This is a genomic window from Methylobacterium sp. 4-46 (genome assembly GCF_000019365.1).
Lineage (GTDB): Bacteria > Pseudomonadota > Alphaproteobacteria > Rhizobiales > Beijerinckiaceae > Methylobacterium.
In genome coordinates this window covers 45,327-68,789 of the sequence record NC_010511.1, presented here as the reverse complement: position 1 = coordinate 68,789, position 23,463 = coordinate 45,327, and the positions used below count along the sequence as shown (strand labels likewise).

18 protein-coding genes and 1 pseudogene are annotated in these 23,463 nt (G+C 73.0%); 15 read left to right on the top strand and 4 right to left on the bottom strand.

The window, feature by feature from the left end:
* Nucleotides 1-50 precede the first annotated feature (50 nt).
* Nucleotides 51-641, top strand: a pseudogene (locus tag M446_RS00300) (formate dehydrogenase subunit alpha); the annotation flags it as partial.
* Between the two features lie 113 nt (nt 642-754).
* On the opposite strand, the gene M446_RS00295 reads toward M446_RS00300, so the two are convergent.
* Genes M446_RS00295 through M446_RS00285 form a run of 3 tightly spaced genes read right to left on the bottom strand, consistent with a single transcriptional unit; the run spans nt 755 to nt 3,947 of the window.
* On the bottom strand, nt 755-1,888 hold the full coding sequence (locus tag M446_RS00295) for an ABC transporter substrate-binding protein (protein WP_012330065.1): 1,134 nt from the start codon (nt 1,886-1,888) through the stop codon (nt 755-757).
* Nucleotides 1,885-3,285, bottom strand: a complete 1,401-nt coding sequence (locus M446_RS00290) for a sensor histidine kinase (protein ID WP_018263034.1) — start codon at nt 3,283-3,285, stop codon at nt 1,885-1,887. Before M446_RS00290 ends, M446_RS00295 begins: the two co-directional genes overlap by 4 nt.
* Nucleotides 3,270-3,947, bottom strand: coding sequence for a response regulator transcription factor (locus M446_RS00285; protein ID WP_012330063.1), 678 nt, complete (start codon nt 3,945-3,947; stop codon nt 3,270-3,272). The genes M446_RS00290 and M446_RS00285 overlap by 16 nt, the downstream gene beginning before the upstream one ends.
* A gap of 114 nt (nt 3,948-4,061) precedes the next feature.
* On the opposite strand from M446_RS00285, the gene M446_RS00280 reads away from it, so the two are divergent.
* From M446_RS00280 to M446_RS00250, 7 genes are all read left to right on the top strand, one after another.
* Complete coding sequence (locus tag M446_RS00280) at nt 4,062-4,832, top strand: ABC transporter ATP-binding protein (RefSeq protein WP_012330062.1); 771 nt, start codon at nt 4,062-4,064, stop codon at nt 4,830-4,832.
* Nucleotides 4,833-4,858: 26 nt separating this feature from the next.
* On the top strand, nt 4,859-5,737 hold the full coding sequence (locus tag M446_RS00275; protein ID WP_012330061.1) for an ABC transporter permease: 879 nt from the start codon (nt 4,859-4,861) through the stop codon (nt 5,735-5,737).
* Between the two features lie 44 nt (nt 5,738-5,781).
* On the top strand, nt 5,782-6,798 hold the full coding sequence (locus M446_RS00270; RefSeq protein WP_012330060.1) for an ABC transporter substrate-binding protein: 1,017 nt from the start codon (nt 5,782-5,784) through the stop codon (nt 6,796-6,798).
* Between the two features lie 72 nt (nt 6,799-6,870).
* Nucleotides 6,871-8,253 carry an aminodeoxychorismate synthase component I gene (pabB, locus tag M446_RS00265; protein WP_012330059.1) on the top strand — a complete coding sequence of 461 codons (1,383 nt, stop codon included), beginning with the start codon at nt 6,871-6,873 and terminating at the stop codon, nt 8,251-8,253.
* Between the two features lie 225 nt (nt 8,254-8,478).
* Entirely contained in the window at nt 8,479-9,084 is a 606-nt protein-coding gene (locus M446_RS00260; protein WP_012330058.1) for an anthranilate synthase component II, read from the top strand.
* Complete coding sequence (locus M446_RS00255; protein ID WP_012330057.1) at nt 9,071-9,910, top strand: aminotransferase class IV; 840 nt, start codon at nt 9,071-9,073, stop codon at nt 9,908-9,910. Before M446_RS00260 ends, M446_RS00255 begins: the two co-directional genes overlap by 14 nt.
* 570 nt (nt 9,911-10,480) lie before the next feature.
* Nucleotides 10,481-11,872, top strand: coding sequence for an MFS transporter (locus M446_RS00250; RefSeq protein WP_018263039.1), 1,392 nt, complete (start codon nt 10,481-10,483; stop codon nt 11,870-11,872).
* Between the two features lie 357 nt (nt 11,873-12,229).
* Here the strand turns inward: M446_RS00250 and M446_RS00245 are convergent, their stop codons facing one another.
* Nucleotides 12,230-12,745, bottom strand: coding sequence for a MarR family winged helix-turn-helix transcriptional regulator (locus M446_RS00245; RefSeq protein WP_012330055.1), 516 nt, complete (start codon nt 12,743-12,745; stop codon nt 12,230-12,232).
* A gap of 120 nt (nt 12,746-12,865) precedes the next feature.
* On the opposite strand from M446_RS00245, the gene M446_RS00240 reads away from it, so the two are divergent.
* The 7 genes from M446_RS00240 to M446_RS00210 all read left to right on the top strand — a co-directional run bounded on the left by M446_RS00240 (nt 12,866) and on the right by M446_RS00210 (nt 23,449).
* Nucleotides 12,866-14,248 (top strand): MATE family efflux transporter, encoded by a 1,383-nt coding sequence (locus M446_RS00240; protein ID WP_012330054.1) that lies wholly within the window; start codon nt 12,866-12,868, stop codon nt 14,246-14,248.
* 17 nt (nt 14,249-14,265) lie between these two features.
* Nucleotides 14,266-14,739: a MaoC family dehydratase gene (locus tag M446_RS00235; RefSeq protein ID WP_012330053.1), complete on the top strand. Its 474-nt coding sequence runs from the start codon at nt 14,266-14,268 to the stop codon at nt 14,737-14,739.
* A gap of 306 nt (nt 14,740-15,045) precedes the next feature.
* Complete coding sequence (locus M446_RS00230) at nt 15,046-16,863, top strand: DUF294 nucleotidyltransferase-like domain-containing protein (RefSeq protein ID WP_012330052.1); 1,818 nt, start codon at nt 15,046-15,048, stop codon at nt 16,861-16,863.
* Nucleotide 16,864: 1 nt separating this feature from the next.
* Nucleotides 16,865-17,536 (top strand): 3'-5' exonuclease, encoded by a 672-nt coding sequence (locus M446_RS00225; RefSeq protein ID WP_012330051.1) that lies wholly within the window; start codon nt 16,865-16,867, stop codon nt 17,534-17,536.
* Between the two features lie 119 nt (nt 17,537-17,655).
* Complete coding sequence (htpG, locus tag M446_RS00220) at nt 17,656-19,491, top strand: molecular chaperone HtpG (RefSeq protein WP_012330050.1); 1,836 nt, start codon at nt 17,656-17,658, stop codon at nt 19,489-19,491.
* A gap of 130 nt (nt 19,492-19,621) precedes the next feature.
* Nucleotides 19,622-21,001, top strand: coding sequence for a CynX/NimT family MFS transporter (locus M446_RS00215; protein ID WP_012330049.1), 1,380 nt, complete (start codon nt 19,622-19,624; stop codon nt 20,999-21,001).
* A gap of 444 nt (nt 21,002-21,445) precedes the next feature.
* Nucleotides 21,446-23,449: a putative bifunctional diguanylate cyclase/phosphodiesterase gene (locus M446_RS00210; RefSeq protein WP_236728822.1), complete on the top strand. Its 2,004-nt coding sequence runs from the start codon at nt 21,446-21,448 to the stop codon at nt 23,447-23,449.
* Nucleotides 23,450-23,463 lie beyond the last annotated feature (14 nt).

The window sequence follows — 23,463 nt, the reverse complement described above, 5'->3', positions numbered from 1 at the left end:
ACGGTGACGGCCGAGGTGGTGAACGGGGTCTGGGTCGGCCAGGAATCCTCCTGCCCGACCCGGTGCCGGTGCACCGGGAGCCGATCGACTCGCCCCGGCCCGACCTCGTCGCCAAGTAGCCGACCCGGCCCGACGAGCGCCAGTTCCGCGTGCCGAACCTCGGCTTCTCGGTCCAGAAGGCGGCCGTGGACCGGGCCATCGCCAGGGACTTCCCGATCATCCTGTCGTCGGGCCGCCTCGTCGAGTACGAGGGCGGCGGCGAGGAGACGCGCTCGAACCCCTGGCTCGCCGAGTTGCAGCAGGACGTGTTCGTGGAGGTGAACACGCAGGACGCGGCCGAGCGCGGCATCAGGGACGGGCAGTTCGTCTGGGTCTACGGCCCGGAGAACGGCTCCAGGACCAAGGTGAAGAGGACCAAGGTGAAGGCGCTGGTGACCGACCGGGTGGCGAAGGGCGTGGCCTTCATGCCGTTCCACTTCTCGGGCTGGTACCAGGGCAGGGACATGCGGGGCTACTACCCGCGCGACACGGATCCGGTGGTGCTGGGCGAGAGCGTCAACACGGTCACGACCTTCGGCTTCGACCCCGTCTCCGGCATGCAGGAGACGAAGGCGACCCTCCGCCGGATTCAGGCGGCCTGATCGGGAGCGCCCACCCGAACAACGAAGCAGAATTGCATGGCGCAATTCTGCTTGGACTCTTGTTTTCGAATCATTTTTGCCGCCAAACCGGTGACCACTTCGGCGAATGATGCTCAGGGTCCTCCGCGCGCGGGCGCCGCCCGGTCGAGGCCGATCGAGTGGCGCCACTCCGCCAGGAACCGGGCGCGACGCGCCCGGTCCTGCACGGCGAGCAGGGCCGGGCCGAGCGCGATCGGCCGGAAGGCCCCCGTCGCGGCGAGGCTCGGCGGGCCGTCGACGCCCGGCGGCAACGGACCGTCGAGCCCGAAGAAGAAGGCCTTCTCTCGGCTGAGGCGCTGCCCGCGCGCCGAGAGCAGGTAGTCGAGGAAGGCGAAGCCCTCGGCGGCGTGGACCGCGCTCACCGGGATCAGCGCGCCGCGGACCAGCACCAGCGCGTAGTCGCGCGGCACCACGAGCCCGAGCTTCGCCCCCCGGCGCATCGCCGCGTAGACGTAGGAGCCGAGCAGGTTGTAGCCGATGGCGAGGCGGCCGGCCTCGAGATCCGCGATGAGGGTGCTGGTGCAGCAGGCGACCCGGAGATGCGCCCGCCCGAAGGCCTCGACGAGGCGGCCGTAGGTGGCGGCGCTGCGGGCGTCGTAGGTCGCGAACAGGTAGCCGATCCCGGAGGCGGCGATGTCGTAGGAGCCGATCCGCCCCGCATAGGCGGCGGCCTTGTCGCGCAGGAGGTCGACGAGTTCGAGGCGGCTGCGGGGCACGTCCTCGGGCGGGACGAGGTCCACCCGGTAGGCGATCACCGCGGGCTCGGTCGTGAAGCCGAAGACCTCGTCGCGCCACACCGCGTAGGGCGGCAGGCGCGCCGTCTCGGCGGAGCGGTAGGCCCGGGCGCAGCCGTCATTGGCGAGCTTCACCAGGTGATCGACCGAGGAGGAGATCACGAGGTCGGCGGAGAAGCCCGAGGCGCGGCCCGCGCCGCAGGCCGCCGCGGCCTCGCCGTAGAGCTCCGCCGTCTCGTACTCGACGTAGATCACCGTCACGTCCGGGGAGAGCGCCTGGAAGTCGCGGATCAGCGGCTCCATCACGTCGAGGTCGGCGGCGGCGCGGATGGTCAGCTCGACGCGCGGCCATTCCGGGGCGGGAAAGCGCGTCACCTCGTGGCCGGCGGCCGGGGCGAGGCCCAGGAAAGCGGCCGAGAGAGCAGCGGAGAGACCGGCCGAGAGACCGGCGGAGAGCCCGCGGGAGCGCCTCACCGCGGCGCCTCCTCGGCGGCGGGAAAGCTCAGGACCACGGCGAATCCCTCGTCGGAGCGCGATTCGAAGCGCATCTCGCCGCCATGGGCCGCCGCGACCTCGGCCGCGATGGCGAGGCCGAGGCCCGAGCCGATCCCGCCTCCCGTCGCGGCCTGGAAGGGCTCGCGCACCCGCCCCCACTCGGCGGCCGGGATGCCGGCCCCGTCGTCCACCACCTCGACCGAGACCCGGCCCGGCTCGCGCCGGGTGCGCACGGTCAGGCGGTGGGGGGCGCCGTGCTTGAGGGCGTTGTGGATCAGGTTCGCGAGCGCCTCGCGCAGGGCGATCGGGTCGCCGCGGATCGGGAGCGCCTCGTCCGGGCCATCGTAGCCGATATCGACCAGGCGCCCGCCCGAGAGCGGGATCGCGTCGATCAGGGTCTGGCGCGCGATCCCCGCGAGATCGACCGGCGCGAGGGGCACGGCCCGGGCCCGGTGGATCACCATGGCGTGGTTGAGGAGCTGGTTCGTCAGCCGCCCGAGCTCGGCCGTGCGCGCCTGGACGCGGGAGACCTGGGCCCGGCGGCGCTTCGGGTCGTCCTCGGCCGAGAGCAGGTCGACCTGCGCGGACAGGGCCGCGAGGGGCGTGCGGATCTGGTGGGCGGCGTCGGCGATGAAGCGGCGCATGATCGCCATGTGGCCGGAGAGCCGGCCCATGAAGTGGTTGATCGAGCCGACGAGGAGGTGGATCTCGCGCGGCACCGCCACGTCGAGCGGGTCGAGGTCGTTGGGGCCGCGCCCCGCCAGCACGCCCTCGATCGCCGCGAGCGGCCGCAGCGCCGCCCGCACCGCCACGATCACGGCACCGAGCGCGAGCGCGCTCATGGCGACGACGAGGAGGCTCGCCTTGGCGGTCAGTTCGGCGGCGAGCGCCGAGCGCGCCTCGCGGGTCTGGGCCACCACCACGGCGGCGAAGCCCGCCCGCGCGGCGTCCGGCACGTAGCGGCCCGCCACCACGACCCGGACGGGCTCGCCGCGATGGGTCCCGTCGAGCAGGATCGGCCCCTCGCCGAGCCGGCCGCGATCGACCGTCACGGCGAGGTCGGCATTGCCGGTGAGCAGGCGGTCGGACGGGTCGAGCACCTTGTAGAAGATCCGGTCGCGGGGGGCGAGGCCGAGGGTCTCGAAGGCCGAGAAGGGTGGATCGACGCTGACCTCGCGCCCGTCGCTGGCGATGGTCTCGGCGATCTGCAGGGCGGCGCCGACGAGCAGCCGGTCGTAGGCCTCGTCGGCGGCGAGCCGCGCCGAGGTCCAGGCGGCGGCGAGCAGCAGGGCCGCCCCGACGGCCAGCACCAGCCCGAGCACCCCGACGAGGCGCAGGAACAGGGACGGGGTGCGGGCGATCACGTCTGCGGCCACACGACCTGGTAGCCGAGCCCGCGCAGGGTGCGGATCTCGGGCTCGGCGCCGGCCTGGGCGAGCTTGCGGCGCAGCCGGGCGACGATCTGCTCGACGGCGTTCTCGCTCGCATCCTCCTCGAAGCTCGTCACCCGCTCGAGCAGTTCCGCCTTGCCGAAGATCCGGCCGGGCCGGGCCGCCAGGATCTCCATCAGGGTCCATTCCCGGCGGGTGAGGTCGAGGGGCTGGCCGGCGACCCGGGCGCTGCGGGCCGCCCGGTCGAGGACGAGGTTGCCCACCGCGATGGCGTTGTCGGCGTGGCCCGAATGGCGCCGCAGCAGCGCCCGCACCCGCGCCTCCAGCTCGCGGAAGTCGAAGGGCTTCACGAGGTAGTCGTCCGCCCCGAGATCGAGGGCGCCGACCCGGTCGTCCACCTCGGAGCGGGCGGTCAGCACCAGGACGGGGCTGCGCCCGCGCCGGGCGCGCAGGCGCCTGAGCACCGAGAAACCGTCGAGGCCGGGCAGGTTCACGTCCAGGATGACGAGGTCGTAGGCCTGCACCTGCAGGGCCGCGTCGCCGTCCGCGCCGTCCCGCTCCCAATCGACCGCGTGGCCGAGCGCCCGCAGCCGCGTCGCGATGGCCTCGCCCAGGTCCCGCGTGTCCTCGACGAGCAGGATCCGCATCCGGCCGGCGCTCCCTCCCGCCCCTCTTCTGTCAGGTTGGCGTCAGGTTGCGAGCCTACAGCATCCCTCAAGGCCCGGCCAAGCGGGCCCTCGAACATCCAGGGAGGGACCGTGATGAACGTACGCCCCAGCCTCGTTCCGGAGCCGCTGCTCACGGTCCAGGGCGTCACGCTTCAGTACAAGACGACCGATCATCTCGTCACGGCGACCTACCGGGTCGATTTCGAGGTGCTGCCCGGCGACCGCTACATCCTGCTCGGCCCGTCCGGCTGCGGGAAGTCGACCCTGCTCAAGGCGATCGGCGGCTACCTGACCCCCGTCGAGGGCGAGATCCGGCTCAAGGGCCGCAGGGTCACCGAGCCCGGCCCCGACCGGATGATGGTGTTCCAGGAATTCGACCAGCTCCTGCCCTGGAAGACCGTCCGGCAGAACGTCGCCTTCGCGCTCACCGCGAGCGGCCGCGCCGCCGGGGCGGAGGCGAACGACCGCGCGATGGCCTATATCGAGAAGGTCGGCCTGGCGAAATTCGCCGATTCCTACCCGCACATGCTGTCAGGGGGCATGAAGCAGCGGGTCGCCATCGCCCGCGGCATGGCGATGGAGCCCGACATCCTGCTGATGGACGAGCCCTTCGCGGCCCTCGACGCGCTCACCCGCCGCAAGATGCAGGACGAGCTGCTGCGCCTGTGGGAGGATACCCGCTTCACCGTGCTGTTCGTCACCCACTCGATCGAGGAGGCGATCAAGGTCGGCACCCGCATCCTGCTGCTCTCGCCCCATCCGGGGCAGGTGAAGGCCGAACTCAACAGCCTCGCGCCGGCCGAGCTCGGCACCGCCGCGCAGGGGGCCCTCGAAGCGCGCATCAACGACATGCTGTTCGCCTGAACGACGGACCGCCCGGGAGAGACGCCATGAGCACAGTCAGCACCCTCGGCCTCGATCAGCGGCCGGACATCGTCCGCGAGACCTCCGCCTCCGGCGCCGTCGCGGTCGAGCAGCGCCTGTCGCTGCCCGAACTCCTCTACCGCCAGGGCTGGCTGCGCAAATGCGTGGTCCTCGCCGCCCTGGCCATCCTCTGGGAAGTCTACGGCCGCTGGCTCGACAACCCGCTCCTGTTCCCGACCTTCGGGGCCACGGTCGAGGCCTTCGGGAGCGCGATCCTGAGCGGCGAGATCCCCCGCAAGGCGCTGATCTCGCTCGAAACCCTGGCGATCGGCTACGGGATCGGGATCGGGCTCGCCGCCCTCCTCACCACGATCGCCATCGGCTCGCGCATCGGCACCGACCTGCTCGAGACGCTGACCGCGATGTTCAACCCGCTGCCGGCGATCGCGCTCCTGCCGCTGGCGCTGATCTGGTTCGGCCTGGGGCAGGGGAGCGTGGTCTTCGTCCTCGTCCACTCGGTGCTGTGGGCGATCGCGCTCAACACCCATGCGGGCTTCCGCTCGGTGTCGAACACCCTGCGCATGGTCGGGCTGAATTACGGGCTGCGCAACCTCTCGCTGGTGCGCGCGATCCTGATCCCGGCGGCCTTCCCGTCGATCCTCACCGGCCTGAAGGTCGGCTGGGCCTTCGCGTGGCGCACCCTGATCGCGGCCGAACTGGTCTTCGGCGTCTCCTCGGGCTCGGGCGGGCTCGGCTGGTACATCTTCGAGAACCGCAACGCGCTCGAGACCACCAACGTCTTCGCCGGCCTGTTCACCGTGATCCTGATCGGGCTCTTCGTCGAGAACGTGATCTTCGCCAACATCGAGAAGCGCACCATTCGGCGCTGGGGCATGCAGCACTGACGGCGCCGCGGGCCCGACAAGACACAACGGAGAGGAAACGAGAGATGATCGGACGCAGGCTGGTTCGGCTGGCGGCGGGGGCCGCCCTCGCGCTCGGGCTCGCGGCATCGCCGCTGCGGGCGGAGGTGTCCGAGGTGCGGATCTCGAAGGGCTACGGGGTGCTCTACCTGCCGCTCTTCGTCATGCAGGAGAAGAAGTTCCTGGAGGCCCAGGCCGCCAGGGCCGGGCTCGGCGACGTCAAGGTGACCTGGCTCACCCTCGACGGCGGCAACGTCATCAACGACGCGATGATCGCCGGCTCCCTCGACATCGCCGGCACCGGGGCGCCGGGCTTCCTCGCGCTCTGGTCGAAGGGCCGCGGCAGCCCCAAGACCGAGGTGATCGGCGTCTCGGGCATGTCGACCACCGCCCTCGACCTCAACGTGAACAAGCCCGAGATCAAGTCGCTCGCCGACTTCACGCCCAAGGACAAGATCGCGATCCCGGGCATCAAGACCTCGCTCGCCGCCGTGGTGCTGCAGATGGCGGTGGCCAAGCAGTTCGGCCCGGAGAATTACGGCAAGCTCGATTCGAGCACGGTCGGGCTGCCGCACCCGGAGGCGGTGGCGGCGCTGCTCTCGGGCCGGACCGAGATCGTGGCGCACTTCGCCTCGCCGCCCTTCACGCAGGTGGAGCGCGCCGACCCCAAGGTGCGCACGATCCTGAAGGCCTCGGAGCTGTTCGGTCCGATCACCCTCGACGTGGTCTTCGCGCTCAGGCGCTTCACCGAGCAGAACCCGAAGATGACCCAGGCCTTCCTGGACGCGCTCGATCAGTCCTGCGCCTTCATCAAGGACAACAAGGCCGAGACGGCGGAGATCTTCGCGCGCGCCTCCAAGGTGAAGGTGACGCCCGAGGAGGTGGCCCAGATGCTTGAGGACCCGGACAGCCGGTTCTCGGCGACGCCGAACGGGATCATGGAGTTCGCGACCTTCATGCACCGGGCCGGGATCATCAAGACGAAGCCGGCGACCTGGTCGGACCTGTTCATCCCGGCCCTGCGCGAGCGGGCCGGGAGCTGAGCGGGGCGGCCGCCGGGCCGCGGACCTTCTGGCGGCTTCCGCCGGCCCGGCGCCCTCCTGTATCAGGGCGCCATGTGGACCCGGCCCCTCCCGCTCCTCGACCCGATCGCCGCCGCGTCGCGCCTGCGGGGGCGCAGGGGGCTCGCCCTCCTCGACAGCGCGATGCGCCACCCGGACCTCGGGCGCTACTCCTACGTCGCGGCCGACCCGTTCCGCGAGATCCGGGTGCGGGACGGGCGGACCCTCCTCGACGGCGTACCCGCCGAGGGGCCGCCGCTCGCCGCAATCCGGCGGGCGCTCGCCCCCTACCGGGCCGAGCGGAGGCCCGACCTTCCCCCGTTCCAGGGCGGGGCGATCGGCTACCTCGCCTACGATTTCGGCCGGGCGCTGGAGCGCGTGGCGGCCCCGCCGCGCCGCGCCGGGCTCTGCGACGACCTCGCCCTCAACCTCTACGCCACGATCCTCGCCTTCGACCACGGCGAGGGGACCTGCGCCCTCGTCGCCACCGGCTTCCCCGAGACCGAGCCCGACGCCCGCGCGCGCCGCGCCCGCGCCGATCTCGACGCCTGGGAGGCGGCCCTCGCGGCGCCCGAACCGGCCCCGGCGCGCCGCGCCGTCCCGCCGCTCGCCTGGGAGTCGAACTTCACGCGCGACGGCTACGCGGCGGCGGTGGAGCGGGTGCGGGACTACATCCGGGCCGGCGACATCTACCAGGCGAACATCGCGCAGCGCTTCGCGGCCGCGCTGCCGCCGGACTTCGACGCCTTCGCGCTCTACCGGCGGCTGCGGGCGCGCAACGCCGCGACCTTCGCGGCCTATCTCGAACTCGGCGCGCTCACGGTGGCGTCGAGCTCGCCCGAGCGCTTCCTGCGCCTCGACGGCCGCCGGATCGAGACGCGGCCGATCAAGGGCACGGCCCCGCGCGCGGCCGACCCGGCCGAGGACCGCGCCCGGGCCGAGGCGCTGCTCGCCAGCGACAAGGAGCGGGCCGAGAACGTGATGATCGTCGACCTCCTGCGCAACGACCTGTCGCGGATCAGCGAGCCGCACAGCGTCGCCGTGCCGGTGCTGTGCGGGCTCGAAACCTACGCGGGGGTGCACCACCTCGTCTCGGTGGTGACCGGGCGGCTGCGCGCGGGCGCCGACGCGCTCGACCTCCTGGCCGCCACCTTCCCGGGCGGCTCGATCACCGGCGCGCCCAAGCTGCGCGCCATGGACATCATCACGGAGATCGAGGGCGATGCCCGCGAATTGTTCTGCGGCAGCATCGGCTGGATCGGGTTCGACGGCAGCCTCGACACCAACATCGCCATCCGCACGGTGTTCATGGAGGCGGGCCGCGCGGTGCTGCAGGCGGGCGGCGGGGTCACGCTGCTCTCCGATCCGCTCGCCGAGTACGAGGAGACGCTGACCAAGGCGGAGCGGGTCTTCGCGGCCTTCCCGGAGGCGGGCTGATCCGGGATCCGCTCGATCGAAGCGGATCACGAGCCTGCGCGGCGCCTGAGCGAAGCCGCCATCCGTATGGCGACGCAATCAACCGGATGGCGCATGATACGCGCGCCCGCGCCCCCCACTTATGGGTGCGACGCCGCCGCGCCTCGGCACGGTCCCGGCTGGCGGCGATCATGCGGGGCGTCCCCGCGCGTCCAGGCCGCCGGAGGGCGGCGCAAGGCATCCCGGATGATCCTCGTCATCGACAATTACGATTCCTTCGTCTTCAACGTGGTGCGCTACCTCCAGGAACTCGGCGCCGCGGTCGAGGTGGCGCGCAACGACGCGCTCGACCTCGGCTCCATCCGCGCCCGCGCGCCCGAGGCCCTGGTGATCTCGCCCGGCCCGTGCAGCCCGGCCGAGGCCGGGGTGTCCCTCGAGGCGGTGCGCGCCCTCTCGGGCGAGGTGCCGATCCTGGGCGTGTGCCTGGGCCACCAATGCATCGGGGCGGCCTTCGGCGGGCGGGTCGAGCGGGCCCTCCGGCCCCTGCACGGGCAGGCCTCGCCGATCCGGCACGGCGGCACCGGGCTGTTCCAGGGCCTGCCCTCGCCGATGCGGGTCGGGCGCTACCATTCCCTCATCGTGGCCCCGCGTCCCGCCCTGGAGCGCAGCCTCGCGGTCGACGCGGTCTCGGAGGAGGGGGAGGTGATGGCGCTCTCCCACCGCCGCCACCCGACCTACGGCATCCAGTTCCACCCGGAATCGGTGCTGACCGAGCACGGCCACGCGCTGTTCTCGAATTTCCTGCGCCTCGCGCGGGCGTGGCGCGCGGCGCCGGCCGATGCCGTGGCTTGACGGCGCCTTCGTCGAGGGGCCGACGCTCCCGCTCGACCCCGCCGACCGCGGCCTGACCCTCGGCGACGGCGTGTTCGACACCGCGCTGGTGCGCGACGGCCGCGTGATCTTCGAGGCGGCCCACGTGGCGCGCCTCGTCGCCTCGGCGGCGGCGCTCGGCTTCCCCCTCGACCCCGCCGCCGTGACCGCCGGCATGCACGCGATGGCGGCGGGGCGGGAGCGGGCGGCCCTGCGCACCACGGCGACCCGGGGCAGCGGCCCGCGCGGCCTGCGCCCGCCGCCCGCGCCGCGCCCGCGCCTGCTCGTGACCGCGGCGCCCCTGGCGGATCCCGGCACCGCCTTCGCGCCGCTCGCGCTGCGCACGACCGGCATCCGCCGCAACGACACCTCGCCGACCTCCCGGCACAAGACCCTCGGCTACCTCGACGCGGTGCTGGCGGCCGAGGAGGCGGCGCGTGCGGGCGCCGACGAGGCCCTGTTCCTCAACACGCGCGGGCGCGTCGCCTGCGCGGGCACCGGCAGCCTGTTCGCGCTGATCGGCGGCGCGCTCGTCACCCCGCCCCTCGCGGACGGGGTGCTGGCCGGCATCATCCGGGGCTGGATCCTGGCGCGGGCGCCGGATCTCGGGATCGCCGCCGAGGAGCGCTCGCTCCGCCCCGAGGATCTCGCGGGCGCGGAGGCGCTGTTCGTGACGAACTCGCTGCGCCTGATCGCACCGGTGCGCGCGCTGGACGGACGCGCGTGCCGCGACGGGCTGCAGGATGGGCGCATCCGGCGCCTCGCGGATGCGCTCCGGGAGGAGGTCGCGTCGCATTCTCCCCCGTGACTGACCCGTCCCCCGCGGGCGGTCACGGAACTGCCCGACGGCGGCCGTTTCGCCCCGCTTGCCCGGACACGGATGAGACGCCCGCACGGCGCGTGAGCGAAGCCAACATCCACACACAAGAAAGATTCAACAGTGCGGTGATTGCGTTCCGGTTCGATTACGTACAGGGCAAATTTTCGTGGATACCGCCGATGAGAGTGGTCGGAGAAGGAAACGAGAGGGCCCCTGAGCCGCTGGATGTCGTGGCGTTCGAACACAATCAGCGCGTATCCTGCTGAACTGGATTCATCTCCATCGCAGAAATTGCAAAAGACAAGCGATCCGGAGCAAGAGTCAGAACTCAGCCCAGGGGCCGTCGCCGCCCTCGGCGTTGCGCGTCGGTCGCCGCGGGGGCGATCACAACAGACCGGTCGGGGTGCGCCGCCGCCGCCCGCCGCCGCGGGCGGCCCCGCCCGGGAACGGGATCGCTGCCCGAAGATTAGGCCTCCCACATCCTGGGAGGCGGTCTTGGCGGCAGGGGCGACGACGACACTGGCGGACGAGGCTGTCCGCACCGACATCCCGGCCCGCATGGACCGGCTGCCCTGGAGCCGGTTCCACCTCCTCCTCGTGATCGCGCTCGGCATCACCTGGGTTCTCGACGGGCTCGAAGTCACCATCGTGGGCGCGATCGGCCCGGTGCTGCAGGATCCGCGCGCCCTGGGCCTCTCGGTGCAGGAGATCGGCGCCGCCGCCTCCTTCTACGTGGTCGGGGCGGTGGCGGGGGCGCTCGTCTTCGGCTGGGTCACCGACCGCTACGGGCGCCGCGTCGTCTTCTTCACCACCCTGGTCGTCTACGTGGGCGGCGTGGTCGCGAGCGCGCTCGCCTGGAACTTCTGGAGCTTCGCCCTCTTCCGGCTGGTCACGGGGCTGGGCATCGGCGGCGAGTACGCGGCCATCAACTCGGCCATCGACGAACTCATCCCGGCCAAGTACCGCGGCCGGGTCGACCTCATCGTCAACGGCAGCTTCTGGGTCGGGGCCGCGGCGGGGGCGGCGGGCTCGCTCCTCCTGCTCGATCCGGACATCGTGGCGCCGCATCTCGGCTGGCGCCTCGGCTTCGGCATCGGCGGCGTGCTCGGCCTGTTCATCCTGGTCCTGCGCCGCTACGTCCCCGAGAGCCCGCGCTGGCTCGTGGTGCATGGCCGCCAGGAGGAAGCGGAGCGCACCGTCGCGGAGATCGAGCGCAAGGTCGAGGCCGAGACGGGCGCGCCCCTCGCCGAGCCCGACGGCATCCTGGAAGTCCACCCCAAGGCGAGCTTCGGCTTCGGAGAGATCTTCGGCTCCATGCTCGGGCCCCATCGCGGCCGCAGCCTGCTCGCCCTGGTGCTGATGTCGGCGCAGGCCTTCCTGTTCAACGCCGTGTTCTTCACCTACGGCCTCGTGCTCGCGAAGTTCTACGGCATCCCGGAGACCGGGGCCGGGCTGTTCCTGGTGCCCCTCGCCATCGGCAACTTCCTCGGCCCGCTCCTCCTCGGCCACTACTTCGACACGATCGGGCGCCGCCGCATGATCACCGGCACCTTCGCGGTGAGCGGCCTGATGCTCGCCGTCACGGCATTGGTGTTCGGCCTCGACCTGTTCACCGCCTGGACCCAGACCTTCGCCTGGATCGCCATCTTCTTCGTCGCCTCGGCGGCGGCGAGCTCCGCCTACCTCACGGCGAGCGAGATCTTCCCGCTCGAGACCCGGGCGCTCGCCATCGCGGTCTTCTACGCCCTCGGCACCGCGGCCGGCGGCGTGATGGCGCCCTGGCTGTTCACCCGGCTGATCGAATCCGGCCACCACGCGGCCCTGGCCGCCGGCTACGGCGGCGCCGCGCTCCTGCTCCTCGTCGCCGCGCTCACGGAGTGGAAGCTCGGCGTCGACGCCGAGGGCAAGTCTCTGGAGAGCATCGCGGCCCCCCTCTCGAAGGCCCGGTGAGGATCCAGGCCCGCGGGGCGCGCGATGGGCCTCGTTCGACGGCCGTCAGAGCGGCGCCCGTCTGCCCGGCACGGTGACGGCTCCGGCGAGCGGATCCCGCATCAGACGACATCCGACGAATTGCTTCGCCATCTCCCATTTCGGCCATGCGGATGTCGGCTTCGCTCAAGCGCCGCGCGGGCTTGGCATACGACATCCGACGAATTGCTTCGCAATGCGGATGTCGGCTTCGCTCAAGCGCCGCGCGGGTTTGGCATACGACATCCGACGAATTGCTTCGCAATGCGGATGTCGGCTTCGCTCAGGCGCCGCGCGGGCTCGTGATCCGGGATCCGCTTCGATCAAGCGGCTCCCGTATCACTCCTCGCGCACCGCCTCGCCCGCTTCCGTCCCGCCGGGCCGCCCCGCGAACGACGCGCCGAACTCCGCCGACGCGATCTCGTCCACCAGCACCCGCAGCTGGGCGGCCTTGTCGGGCCCGAGCGTCGCCTCGAAGCGCGCCTGCGCCTCCCGCCACAGCCGCGCCGCCGCCCGGAACCGGTCGCGGCCCGCCGCCGTCAACACCACCCGGCGGGCGCGGCGGTCCGCGGGGTCGACCTCCAGCGCGACCAGCCCGTCCCGCGCCAGCGGCTTCAGCGTGTGGCCCAGCGCCGAGAGGTCCATCACCATCGCGGCGGCGAGATCCTTCATGGTCGGCCTGCCGAGCTGGCGGACCTGCGCCAGGAGCCCGAACTGCGTCGCCTTCAGCCCCGCCGGCGCCAGCGCCTCGTCGTAGAGCTGGCCGAGCCGCCGCGTCGCCCGCCGCAGCCCCGCGTTGCTGCACGCGACCGCCGCCGGCCCTGCCGCCTCGGATCCGTCCCGCTCCGGCCGCATGGCTTCCCCGTCCGCCCCGCCCTTGACGAATACTGGCATATGCCACCAATCTTCCCGCGGGGCCAAGCGCCAGGATGCCGGATCCCACCGGCCGCCGTCGAGGCCCGATCGCGAGGTCCCATGGACGACCGCACGCGCCGCCTTCTGCGCGGACCGATCGGCCCGACGCTCCTGCGCCTCGCCGTGCCCAACGTGCTCGTCATGCTGGTCCAGGCCGGCGTCGGGCTGCTCGAGACCGCCTTCGTGGCCAGGCTCGGCACCGACGCGCTCGCCGGCATGGCCCTGGTCTTCCCGCTGGTGATGACTGTGCAGATGATCTCGGCCGGCGCTGTCGGCGGCGGCATCCTGTCGGCGGTGGCCCGCACCCTCGGGGCCGGGCGGCGCGAGGCGGCCGAGGCGGTGGCCTGGCACGCGCTCGCGATCGCGCTCGGGCTCGGCCTGCTCACCACCGCGGCGGCCCTGCTGGGCGGGCCCTCCCTCTACCGGGCGATGGGGGCCGAGGGCGCGACGCTGGCGGCCGCCGCTTCCTATGGCGGCGTGGTCTTCGCCGGGGCGGCCCTGGTCTGGCTGTTCAACGCGCTCGCGGCCGTCATCCGCGGCACCGGCAACATGGCGCTGCCGGCCGGCGTCACCTGCGCGGGCGCCGTCGTGCTGGTGCCGCTCTCGCCCGCGCTGATCTTCGGCCTCGGGCCGCTGCCCGGCCTCGGCATCGTCGGCGGCGCGGTCGCGATCCTCGCCTACTACGCGGCGGGGAGCGCCGTGCTCATCGCCGCCCTGTGCTCGGGCCGGCTGGTCCTGCGCCTGCGCCGCCCGCCTCCGCTCGCCCGCGGCCCCGCCCGGGAGATCCTGCGGGTCGGCGCCGCCTCCGCCCTGGTGAGCCTCACCACCAACCTCACCATCGCGGCCGCCACCGGCTTCGTCGCCCGCTTCGGCCCCTCGGCGGTGGCCGGCTACGGCACCGGGGCGCGGCTCGAATACCTGCTGGTGCCGCTGGTCTTCGGCCTCGGCGCGCCGATCTCCGCCATGGTCGGGACCGGGATCGGGGCCGGGGACCGGGTGCGGGCGCTGCGGGTGGCCTGGACGGGCGCGGCGATCGCGGTCGGGCTCACCGAGGCGATCGGCCTCGCGGCCTCCCTGCGGCCCGACGCCTTCCTGGGCCTCTTCGCGACCGATCCGGTCATGCGGGAGGTCGGGGCCCGCTACCTTCGGCTCGTCGGCCCCTTCTACGGCTTCGCCGGGCTCGGCCTCGCGCTCTACTTCGCCGCCCAGGGCGCGGGACGGATCGCCTGGCCCCTCGTCGCCGGGCTCACCCGCGTCACCGTCGCGGTCGGCGGCGGCTGGCTCGGATCGCGGGCGGGGGCGGGGCTGGCCGGCATCTTCCTGGCGCAGGCCCTCGGGCTCGCGGCGCTCGGCCTCATCAACGCGGGCGCCGTCGCGGCCGGCGCCTGGTTCCGCACCCGTCCCCCCGTCGCGGGCCCGCTCGCGATCCGTCCCGGCGCCTGAAACCGGAGCCCCAGCCCATGACTCCCGATCCCACGGTTGGCCTGTATTTCGAGGATCTCGCCGCGGGCCAGATCCACCGCTCGGCCGAACTCACCGTCACCGCGGAGGCGATCACGCGCTTCGCGGCCGAGTTCGACCCCCAGCCCTTCCACCTCGACGAGGCGGCGGCCGCCGCCTCCTTCTTCCAGGGGCTCGCGGCGAGCGGGTGGCACACGGCGGCGCTGACCATGCGCCTCCTGGTGGAGGGCGGCCTGCCGCTCGCGGGCGGCATCATCGGGGCCGGGATGGACGAGCTGCGCTGGCCGCGGCCGCTGCGCCCCGGCGAGACGATCCGCCTGGAGAGCGAGGTGCTGGAATTGCGCGCCTCGCGCTCGCGCCCGCGCCAGGGCCTCGCCAAGGTGCGCACCACCACGCTCAACCAGGACGGCGCGCCGGTCCAGGTGCTGGTCGCCAACCTCGTGGTCCAGCGGCGGGCGGGCGGGCCGGCCTGACCGCGCCGACGGGGGGCGATCCTGCCGAGGATCCCGCTCGCACGTCACGTCCGCCGCCGCACCGGCGACCGCTTCGGCGCATGGTGCTCGTACCAACGGCTCAGGATGCTGACGCATCGAGCCGTTGCTCCATCTCGAATGTTCGATTTCAAGCCAGAGGCTTGCCGAACCAGAGGCTTGCCGAAAATTCGAGAGCCGCACCACCGGTCATGAGAAATGACCGGTGGTATTAGCCCGCACGGGCGCCCGAGCCCCACTCCCGCGACCGCCCGGTTCTGGCTACCTTCCGGGCGAGGGGGAGGGGCCATGCAGACATTCGACGTCCTCAACCCGCCCTTCGACCGCCTCACGGCCGAGGAGGCGGACGGGCTGCGGCGGCACGTCGACATCGGCTATTACCGGCCCGGCGCCGTCATCGTCGCCCGCGGCAAGCCGGCGGAGCTCCTCCACGTCGTCATCAAGGGCGCGGTCGAGACCCGGATCGACGACGCGCCCCTGGCGGTGCTGCGGGCGGGCGACACCTTCGACGCCCGCGCGGTGGTGCACGGGGAGGCGGGGGAGGATTTCGTCGCCGCCGAGGAGACGCTCTGCTTCCTGATCCCGCGCGAGGTGATCGTGCGGCTCGTCCACGCCAACCGCGCCTTCGCGGCCTTCTTCTACGCCGAGATCTCCCGCAAGCTCGACGAACTCACCGCCTGGAAGCCGCGGGAGGGGGTCGACGCGGTGCTGCGCACCCGCATCCGCGACGCGCGCCACGGCCCCGCAGTGTTCCTGCCCGCCGACGCCACCCTGGAGGAGGCCGCCCGCCAGATGCTCGCGGCCGATGTCGACGCGGTCTTCATCGAGGCGGGCGGGCGGACCGGGCTCCTCACCGGCCACAAGGTCACCCGCGCGGCGGTGATCGAGAAGCGCCCCTTCGACACGCCGGTGCGCGACCTCGCCAAGTTCGACCTCACCGCCGTCGAGGCCGACCAGGTGCTGCTCGACGCCCTCCTGGTGATGACGCGCCACGGCCACCGCCGCATCGCGGTCCGGGAGAACGGCCGCTACACCGGCTGGCTGCGCGACATCGACCTGCTCGGGGCCTTCGCGGGCAACGCCCAGCTCGTGCCGAGCCGCATCGACCGGGCCGAGCGCCCCGAGGAGCTGCGCGAGCCCGCCCAGGACATCGCCGTGCAGGCCGAGCAGCTGCACCGCCAGGGCGTGCGCGTCGACGCGATCGCGCAGGTGATCTCGGACCTCAACCGCCGCCTCTACGCCAAGCTGTTCGCGCTGCTCGCGCCGCCGGCGATCCGCGAGGCCGGCTGCCTGTTCCTGATGGGCTCGGAGGGGCGCGGCGAGCAGACCTACCGCACCGACCAGGACAACGGCCTCATCCTGGCCCGCCGGGTGCCGGAGGACGACCTCGCGACGTTCCGCGCCGCCTTCTCGGAGGCGCTCGGCGAACTCGGCTTCCCGCCCTGCCCGGGCGAGATCATGGTGAGGAACCCGCTCTGGTCGCAGGAGGCCGACGGCTTCGTCAACCAGCTGCGCCTCTGGACCCTCGCGGGCGACCCGGACGCCGCCATGAACCTCGCGATCTTCGCGGACGCGGCCGCGGTCGCGGGCGATCCCGCCCCGCTGCAGCGGGCGAAGAACTACCTCGTCGAGGCGGTGCGCGGGGAGACGCGGCTGCTCGCGCAGATCGCCAACCTCATCAACATCGTGGGCGAGGGCGGCCATGGCGGGCTGTTCGACGCGGTCTTCGCGCGGATCGGGCTGCGCCGGGGCGAGCTCGACCTCAAGCGGGCCGGCCTGTTCCCGCTCGTGCACGGGGTGCGGGTGCTCGCCATCGAGGCGGGCCTCGCCCCGACCGGCACCGCCGAGCGGATCCGGGCGCTCGTCGAGAGGGGCGTGCTGGAGGAGGGGTTCGGGCGCGACCTCGCGAGCGCACTGCGGGCCTTCATGGCCCTGCGGCTCGAGCGGCAGCTCGCCGCCGCCCATCGCGGGCAGGTGGGCGACCCCGTGACCCTCGCCACCGACGCGATGCCGACCCTGGAGCGGGATCTCCTGCGCGAGGCGCTGCGCATCGTGCGGCAGTTCCGGGAGGTGATCCACGTCCGCTACTCCCTGGGGCAGTTCTGAGATGTGGACCTCCCTGCGCCGCCGCCTCGACCGGGCGCGGCTGCGCGACCCCGCCTTCGCCTTCCTGTTCGAGCCGCCGCCCCCCGACGAGGCCGTCGCCCTCGACTGCGAGACCACCGGCCTCGACCCGCGCCGGGACGAGATCGTCGCCGTGGCGGCGATCCGCATCCGCGGCGACCGGATCCTGACCAGCGAGAGCCTGCGCGCCACCGTGCGCAGCGACCGGCCCTCCTCGCCCGAGGCGATCAAGGTGCACCGGCTCCTCAACGCCGAGATCCGCGAGGCAGAGCCCCTGGACGCGGTGCTGCCGGCGCTCCTGCGCTTCATCGGCGGCCGGCCGATCGTCGGCTACTACACCGAGTTCGACGTGCGCATGCTCGACAAGAGCGTGCGCCGGCAGTTCGGCATCCGCCTGCCGAACCCGCGCATCGACGTCTCCTCCCTCTACCACGCCGCCAAGTACCGCGACGCGCCCGACTACGTGAAGATCGACCTCAGCTTCGCGCGCATCCTGGAGGATCTCGGGCTGCCGGCGCTGCCGCAGCACGACGCGTTCAACGACGCGCTGATGACCGCGATGATCTACCTGCAGCTGCGCGACCTGCTCGCCCGCCGCGTCGCGATCCGGCGCGAGGCCGCGGGCCCGGTCGAGACCGTCGCCTTCGGGGCCTGAGGGGCCGGCGGCCGGCCCGCCGCGTCCGCGCGCCGGGTCGAGACCGCGCGCGTGTTGAAAATAACGGCCGGGCTTCGCATATCGCCGCCGTCAACCTGGATTGAGGGAGCCAGACACACGTGAGCGAGACTCTGGAACGGCATGCCTTCGGGGCCGAGGTCGGGCGCCTCCTGGATCTCGTCGTGCACGCGCTCTACTCCGAGCGCGAGATCTTCCTGCGCGAACTCGTCGCCAACGCGGCGGACGCGGTGGACCGCCGCCGCTTCGGGGCGCTCACCGACCCGGCGCTGTCCCTGCCGGCGGACGCGAAGGTGCGGATCCGCCCCGACAAGGCGGCGCGCACGCTCGCCATCTCGGATCCCGGGATCGGGATGAGCAAGGAGGATCTGGCGCAGAACCTCGGCACCATCGCGCGCTCCGGCACCCGGGCCTTCAGCCAGTCCCTCGCCGACGCCAAGCCCGACGAGCGCCCGAGCCTGATCGGCCAGTTCGGCGTCGGCTTCTACTCGGCCTTCATGGTGGCGGACCGGGTCGAGGTGACCTCCCGCAAGGCCGGCAGCGACGAGGCCTGGACCTGGGCCTCGGAGGGGCAGGGCGAGTACACGCTGAGCCCGGCCACCCGCGCGGAGCCGGGCACCGACGTCGTGCTCCACATCAAGGCCGACGCGGACGAGTACCTGGAGCCGCTGCGCCTCGAGACCATCGTGCGCAAGTGGGCCGACCACATCACGGTGCCGATCACGCTCCTGCGCGACGGCGAGGAGGTCTCGGGCAACGAGGGCACGGCCCTCTGGCGCAAGCCGAAATCCGAGGTCTCCGAGGAGGCCTACACGGCCTTCTACCGGCACGTGACCCACAATTTCGACGCGCCCTGGGCGACGCTGCACTGGCGGGCCGAGGGCGCCCTCGACTTCACGGCCCTGCTGTTCATCCCGGGCATGAAGCCCTTCCTGGCGGTCGAGGAGGAGCGGGAGAGCCGGGTGCGGCTGCACGTGCGCCGCATGTTCATCACCGACGAGGCCGGGCTGCTGCCCTCGTGGCTGCGCTTCGTGCAGGGCGTGGTCGACACCGAGGACCTGCCGCTCAACGTCTCGCGCGAGATGCTGCAGGCGACGCCGGTCCTGGCCCGCATCCGCCGCGCGGTCACCGGCAAGGTGATGGCGGAGCTGAAATCCCGGGCCAAGGACGCGGAGAGCTACGCCACCTTCTGGCAGGCCTTCGGGCCGGTGCTGAAGGAGGGCATCTGGGAGGATGCGGAGCACCGCGACGACATCGCGGCCCTGCTGCGCTTCCGCTCCACGGCCGTGGAGGGCTGGACCTCGTTCGCGGACTACGTCTCGCGCATGAAGCCGAACCAGGAGGCGATCTACATCCTGGTCGGGGACGACGCGGCGGCGCTGGCGCGCTCCGCCCAGATCGAGGGCTTCCGGGCCCGCGGGATCGAGGTGCTGCTGCTCTCCGACCACGTCGACGCCTTCTGGCCGGAGCGGCTCGACAAGTTCGACGGCAAGCCGATCCGCAGCATCACCCAGAGCGCGGACGACCTCTCGGCCTTCGCGCCCGAGGGGGAGGCCGCGGGCGAGGCGGCGGACCTGACCGAGTTGCTGCCCAAGCTCAAGGAGATCCTGAAGGACGACGTCGCCGAGGTGCGGGCGAGCCAGCGGCTCGTCGAGAGCGCGGTGCTGCTCTCGGCCTCCTCGGGCGGGCCGGACCTGCAGATGCAGCGCCTGCTGCGGCGGGCGGGCCGCGGATTCGGGGCGGGGCTGCCGGTGCTCGAACTCAACCCGCGCCACGCGCTGGTGCGGCGCATCGCCGAGCGGGCGCGGGCGGGCGAGGATGTCGGGGAGGCGGCCCAGACGCTCCTCGACCTCGCGCATGTCCAGGGCGGCGACCCGCCCCGCGACCCCGTCGCCTTCGCCCGCCGGGTCGCGGCGGCGCTCGCCGCGCAGGCCTGAGGGCGCCCCGCCTGCTCGCGGCGAGCCATGCTCCGGCCGGGCGGCGGCCCGCGCCGGCGCGGCTGGTCCCGCCGCCGAAATCGGCTAAGTGCCTCCCGATTGCGCAGCACGCGGGTCGGGAGGGCAGGGGGTGCGGACGATCGGGGAGAGCCGGGCGGCGACCGAGCTGGGCGCCGCCCCTGAGACGGGCGCCGTGCCCGGAACGGGCACCGCGCCCGGAACGGGCGCCCGGCCCGGAACGGGTTTCGCGCCCGGAACGGGCGCCCGGCCCGGAACGGGTTTCGCGCCCGGAACGGGCGCCTGGACGCCGCGGCGGGCGCTCCTGCGGCGGCCCCTCGTCATCACCTTCGGGCTGATGCTGATCGCCTTCAACCTCCGCCCGGCCCTGTCGAGCGTCGGCCCGCTCCTCGGGCGCATCCGCGAGGAGACCGGGATGGGCGGGGCCCTGGCCGGGGCGCTGATCACGCTGCCGGTGCTCTGCCTCGGCGTGTTCGGGCGGCTCGGGCCGCCGGTGATGCGCCGCCTCGGGGCGGATGCGGGCGTGCTCGCCTTCCTGATCGTCATGGCGGCCGGGCTGGTGCTGCGCGGGCTCGACGGCATCCCGGCCCTGTTCGCGGGCTCGGTGGTCGCCGCCTGCGGCATCGGCGTCGTCAACGTGCTCCTCCCCGCCATCGTCAAGCGCGACTTTCCCGACCGGCCCGGCCTGATGATGGGCCTCTACACGGCCGTTCTGTGCCTCGGCGCCGCGGCGGGCGCCGGCCTCACGGTGCCGGCGGGCCGGCTGCTCGATTCCGGCTGGCGCGGGCCGATGATGATCTGGGCCCTGCCGGCCCTCCTCGCGGCCCTCGCCTGGCTGCCCCTGGTCCGGGCGGCGCCCCGCCGCCCGGGGGGCGGCGCGGCGCGGCGCATCTCCGGCCTCTGGCGCGATCCCCTGGCCTGGCAGGTGACCGGCTTCATGGGGCTGCAATCCTCCCTCGCCTACATCGTGTTCGGCTGGCTGCCGGCCGCCCTCATGGACCGCGGCCTCGACCCGGTGGCGGCGGGGCTCGTCGCCTCGGTCTCCGCCATGGCGCAGTGCCTGCTCGCCCTGGCGGTGCCGCCGCTCGCCGCCCGACGCCGCGACCAGCGGCCCTGGGTGCTGCTGGTGATCGGGCTCGCGGTGGCGGGCTTCGTCCTCCTGCTGGTCGGTCCGGCCGCGCTCGTCTGGCTCTCCGCCCTGCTGCTCGGCCTCGGCCTCGGCGGATGCTTCGGCCTCGCCCTCACGCTGATCGTCCTGCGCTCCCCCGACCCGCAGACCGCCGCCGACCTCTCCGCCATGGCGCAGGGCGTGGGCTACAGCCTCGCGGCGCTCGGGCCGTTCCTGATCGGCCTCGCCCACGAGGCCAGCGGCGGCTGGGGCCTGCCCGCCCTGCTGTACCTGGGCATCGGCCTGGGCGGGATCGTGCTCGGCCGGCAGGCGGCCCGGGACCGGCTCGTCCGCGCGCACGAGCGGCGCGCGCCGGCCGGATGAGGGCCCCGCGGCGCCCGGATCGCGTGCGCCGCGGGGCGTGCGCCGCCGCCGCGCGCCATCCGGGCCTCGGGCGGAACCGCGCCGCGCGGATCCGCCGGGAAGGGCGCTCCCTCGCGGTGCTTTGCCGGAGAACCAGTCACCACCTGCTCAACCCAGGTGCGGCGCCGCGCCACGACCGTGCCACTCCGGCCATTTCATGACGTAAAGTCATGAAAACGATGGTTGTTCATTTACCGCCACACCCTACGCTGGGTTCGCGACTGAAGAGTTCATCCCGGAGCCGGTACCATGTGGGACAATCTGGGATCGTCCGAATCCGAATTCGCGGCTATCATTGCCGCCAGAATGCATCGCGCGGTCAATGGCGAAGACGTCTTCTCCGTTGCGGCCGAGGTGATTCATCAGCAGACGACAGCGATTGATCTCGACGGATACATGATGTCGATGAGCGGCCGCTGCGCGCGCCGGGTCTTCGGGAGCGGGGCGGCCTCGCGGCGGGGCGGCCTCGCCGAAGCCGGTCCTTGGCTCGTGGCGGGGGGCGAGACCGGTCCGGTCCGGCAGCGGGCGGAGGAGGGCGGCACGATCCTGCGGCAGCGCCTCGTCTCCGACTCCCTCCTGCTCGGCGGGCTGGTCCTGGCCGGCCCCGACCTCGGCCCCGCCGACGAGCGCCGCTGCGCCGTCCTCGCCCGGCTGACGGCCGACGCCCTGTCCGGGCTGCACCAGCGGCGCCTCTCGCAGCTCGTGCTGGAGTCCCTGGAGCAGAGCGAGGAGGCGGTCTCCTTCTACGACGAGGAGGAGGGCATCGTCTTCACCAACGATGCGTATCACCGCATCTTCCCGCATTATCCGGACCGCCGGGCCCTGCGCGGCGCGCACCATCTCGACCTCTACCGGCTCGACCTCGACGCCGGCATCATCGACGATCCCCTGGCGCGGGCGGATCCCGAGACCTACCTCGCTGAGCGGGCGCGGAAATCGCGCCTGCTGACCGATCGGCAGCGGGAGATCCAGCGCGTCGGCGGCCGGACCTACATCTACACGCGCACGCGTTCCAGGACGGGCGCGACCCTGTCGCGGCGCACCGACATCACCGAGCAGGCCCTGACCGAGGCGCGCCTGCGCGAGCGCGAAGCCGAGTTGCGCACCCTCGCCTTCCAGGATTCCCTCACCGGCCTGTTCAATCGCGCCTACCTGCGCGAGAAGGTCGAGCAGCTGGAACGGGCGCTGGCCGAGGGGCGCGTCGCAGGCCTCTGCGTCCTCATGATCGACCTGAACGGCTTCAAGGCGGTGAACGACACCTACGGCCACGATTGCGGCGACAGGGTGCTCAGGATCGTCGGCGCGCGCCTGTCGGGCATCCTGCCGCCCGAGGCCGTGCTCATGCGGCTGGGCGGCGACGAATTTCTCGTCCTGCTGGAGCAGGCCGCCGAGGAACCCGAACTGGCGGCGATGGCCGAGGCGATCATCGCCGCCGTGACCGAGCCGATCCGTGACGGCGACCTCGCGCTGAGCGTGGGGGCGAGCATCGGCATCGCCGCGGTGCGCGGCCCGCAGACCGAGATCGACGCGATCATCGGCCGGGCCGACCTCGCGATGTACGAGGCCAAGTCGCTGCGCTGCAGCGGCTACCGCTTCTTCCATTCCGGCCTGCGCGAGCAGCGGCTGGCGCAGCTGGCCCTGATCGAGGACGTGCGCGGGGCCCTGCGCCGCGGCGAGTTCGCGCTGCACTACCAGCCGCAATTCAGGACGCAGGATGGCGGCCTCGCGGGCTTCGAGGCCCTGGCGCGCTGGACCCATCCGCGACACGGGCCGATCCCGCCCTCGACCTTCATCCCGATCATGGAGGAGAACGGGCTCATCGAGGCCCTGGGCACCTGGATTCTGGATACCGCCTGCGCCGAGGCGCGGACTTGGCCGACGGACCTGCGGCTCGCCGTCAACGTCTCGCCCCTGCAGGTGCGCAGCGGGCGCTTCTCCCTCACGCTCGCCGAGGCGCTTCTGCGCAGCGGCCTGCCGCCGCATCGGCTCGAACTGGAGATCACCGAATCGGTGCTGCTCGCCGACGAGGCGCGAAGCCGGGCCGAGCTCGAGCGCTGGAAGGCGCTCGGCGCCCGCATCGCGCTGGACGATTTCGGGCGCGGCTATTCCGGGCTCGGCTACCTGACCGCCTTCCCGATCGACAAGATCAAGATCGACCGCGCCTTCCTGGCCGGGTTCGACGCGCAGCGGCCGGACGCCGCCGCCGGCGTGATCCTCCACGCGATCATCCGCCTCGGCCGCGTCCTCGGCAAGACCGTGACGGTCGAGGGTGTCGAGAGCCCCGACCAGCTCGCCCATCTGCGCCGCGAGCGCTGCACCGAGGTGCAGGGCTTCCTGCTGGGCCGCCCGATGCCCGCCGCGGAGGTTCCCGGCTTCATCGCGCAGCGGGCAGCCCCGTCGGCGGCGTGACGCCGCCCGGCCGC